We start from the raw sequence: 2,297 nt of genomic DNA on the forward strand, positions 1-2,297 counted from the left end.
CCCGGGCGGACGACCGGTCGCCGCCGCGCTGGGATCGGTGGCGAGCGTCCGCCGGGGAGTCGTGGGGCGCGGCGTCAACATCGCGGTGTGGACCTGGGACGACGCCGCGTTCGCGTGGCTCGCCGGCGAACTCACCGATGAGCGGTTCCGTGAACTCGTCCCGGGGCTGGAGGGCATGGACCTCCACCGCTACCTGCTGCCCAACCTCCGGGCGGTCAACGTCGTCGCGCGGCCCCCGCGGGGCGAGGTGTTGCGACCCGGCCTCGGGTCCGACCTCGCCGCCGCGAGCCTGGAGATCCCGGGTGAGCTCCTCGAGGTCGGCCCCTGACCGAGACCGCGGCTGACCGGGACCGGTCAGGTCGCCGCGCGGAGCTCGACCTTCCGGATCTTGCCGGTCGCCGTGCGCGGGATGGTGTCGACCACCACCACGTCTCGCGGCCGGTGTGAGGAGGACAGACGCTCGGCCCCGAACTCCATGACCGAGGCCTTGAGCTCGTCCCCGTCCGGCGCACCCTCGGCGGGGACCACCACGACCACCACGAGCTCGCCCCACCTGGGGTCGGGGCGGCCGACGCACGCGACCTCGGCGATGTGCGGGTGGTCCATGAGGACACGCTCGACGTGCAGTGACGAGACGTTCTCGCCGCCGGATTTGACGATGTCCTTGACGCGGTCGGCGAACCACACCACCCCCTCGGTGTCGATGCGCCCCAGGTCCCCCGAGTGCAGGCGGCCGCCCACGAACGCCTCGGAGTTGGCCTCGGGGTTGTTCCAGTAGCCCTCCATCACCGTGGGGCCGCGGTAGACGATCTCACCGTCCTCCCCGGTGGGCACGAGTGCGGAACCGCCCGGTTCACTGATCCTGTTCTCCGCGATCGGGGTGGGGTACCCCCAGGAGTCGGATTTGTCCGGGTTGAGCTCCGGCCACTGCATGACGGTGGCCGGAGTGCACTCGCTCATCCCCGAGGCCAGGACTATCCGGGCATCCGGGAGTGCGGCGTCGAGGCGCCGGCGCATCTCCTCGGACATCGGGGCCATGGCGTAGAGCAGGAACCGGAGCGAGGACAGGTCGAGGCCGCGGTCGGTCGCGTCCGCCAGGGCCTCCAGCATGAGGGGCAGGCCCACCAGGTGGGTGGCCCGGACGCGGGCGACGGTCTCGGCGTATCCGACCGGGTCGAAACCCGGCAGGAGGTGGACGGTCGCCCCCATGGTGACCGCCGACAGCAGGACCCCGTTGAGACCGGCGGTGTGGAAGAGGGGGAGCGGGCACACGGTCACCGAGGCCTCGGCGCCCCAGTTCAGGCCGAAGACGGCCCCGTTGCCCAGGGCGGCCATGGACACGGCGAGGTGCGAGGTGAGGACGCCCTTGGGGCGTGAGGTGGTGCCCGAGGAGTAGAGGCACTGCACGACCTGGCGGTCACCGATCACCGTGTCGGGGCTGGAGTCGTCGCCGGACAGCAGGTCGTCCCACCCGATCAGGTCGGGACCGTCGGCGGAGGCCGTCAGTCCGTCGGGGACGCCTCCGATGACGACGACGGTCCGGATCCCGGGCATGGCGGCGACCGCTCCCATCACCAGTTCCGCGAGTGAACCGTGAACGACGAGGATTCGGGTCCCCGAGTCGGTCAGGGCGTGCGCGATGTTGTCCAGCCCGGACAGCAGGTTGATGGGCAGCGAGACCATCCCGGCCTTGGCCGTGCCGAAGTAGGTGGCCACGAACTCGCGGCAGTTCGTCGACAGGATCGCGACCGGCTCCTCCGCCTCGATTCCGTGCGCCACCAGACCGTGGGCGAACCGGTTGGAGACGGACTCGAGTTCGAGGAAGGACCACGACCCGGCATCGTCCGTGAGGGCGGTCCGGTTCGAGAAGGTGGCCGCCGCCCGGGTGGGGATGTCGCCCACCGAGCACCGGCGGGCCAGGGCGTGGTCCACGGGGTCGATTCCGGTCATGTCCAGTCGCATGGTGCCTCCGTAAGGGGTCGGGGAGAGGGGTCGGGCGTCCCGCGTCGGGAGTGATGTGGGTCACCGTGGGCCACCCTCCCAGTCGTCGCGGAGAAAAGCAAGCAAGCATGCTTGCTTTATTTGGGCGGAGGTGGAATCGTTCCCGCCATGACCAACCCCCCGCCCTCCGAGACGGAGGACCCGCACGCCGCCCTCGCCGCCCTCAGCGCCCGGGTGGACGAGCTCGTCGAGGCCGCCGGGTCCGATCGCTGGCACACCGCCACCCCGGCCGCGGGCTGGGACGTCGCCATGCAGATCGCCCACCTGGCCTGGACCGACGAGGTCTCCGTGACCGC

At 71.3% G+C, this 2,297-nt stretch carries 2 protein-coding genes and 1 pseudogene; 2 read left to right on the plus strand and 1 reads right to left on the minus strand.

Annotation, left to right across the window (positions count from 1 at the left end):
* A pseudogene (locus G6026_RS14495) lies at nucleotides 1-328 on the plus strand (hypothetical protein); the annotation flags it as partial.
* A 26-nt stretch (nucleotides 329-354) separates the two neighbouring features.
* Here G6026_RS14495 and G6026_RS14500 read toward each other — a convergent pair.
* Entirely contained in the window at nucleotides 355-1,950 is a 1,596-nt protein-coding gene (locus G6026_RS14500) for a class I adenylate-forming enzyme family protein (RefSeq protein WP_231750315.1), read from the minus strand.
* Between the two features lie 159 nt (nucleotides 1,951-2,109).
* Here G6026_RS14500 and G6026_RS14505 point away from each other — a divergent pair.
* Nucleotides 2,110-2,297 (plus strand): maleylpyruvate isomerase N-terminal domain-containing protein (locus G6026_RS14505; protein ID WP_182613594.1); only part of this gene is annotated, 188 nt, incomplete at its 3' end.

The organism is Dietzia sp. DQ11-38-2 (assembly GCF_014145055.1).
GTDB lineage: Bacteria > Actinomycetota > Actinomycetes > Mycobacteriales > Mycobacteriaceae > Dietzia.